Consider the following 523-nt stretch of genomic DNA (forward strand, 5'->3'; position numbering starts at 1 on the left):
TATTCTGGAATTTTGATTTTCGAAATTACTTGACACTACTGTCTTCATAAGGTTTTTGGGGTTCTAGTATATATATTTTATTGGGTTTGTTTAACCCCATTCTTTCTTGTTCTAAAAGATTAAAACTTTCTAATTCCTTTTTAATTTTAGTTACTTTTTGAGTGCCACAATTTAAAAGTTCACATAAATCTTTGGTGGTAAATATTAGATATACATTTCCATTTTCATCAATCCAATTATTCATTTTAGATAATTCAAAACGATCTCTAAACATACAGTAAGCAATTTTTGAAGAATCACTAAGTTTTCTAAAATAATCATCTTCAAATAAAAATTTATATAGCTTATAAAATCTTTCTTGTTCAAATTCTTGTATAGTAATTCTTTTGAAATTTGACATAATAAAAACCTCTTTCCGAATTTTAGTATGGTAAGAGGTAATAAAACGTTTTTATATAGCTTTACATTTATATAATGATTTAGGTGCTTGCACTAGGATACTATTCATTATATAATACAAGTA

Annotated in this window: 1 protein-coding gene; it reads right to left on the reverse strand. The window is 24.5% G+C overall.

Translation table 11 applies throughout. The features are described from left to right. Nucleotides 1-25: 25 nt before the first annotated feature. The gene (locus IE142_RS40445; protein WP_229831324.1) at nucleotides 26-400 is read right to left on the reverse strand and encodes a replication initiator protein A; all 375 of its coding nucleotides are present in this window, start codon (nucleotides 398-400) and stop codon (nucleotides 26-28) included. Between the last annotated feature and the right edge of the window lie 123 nt (nucleotides 401-523).

It is taken from the genome of Streptomyces mutabilis, assembly GCF_014649815.1.
Classification (GTDB): Bacteria; Actinomycetota; Actinomycetes; order Streptomycetales; family Streptomycetaceae; genus Streptomyces; species Streptomyces mutabilis.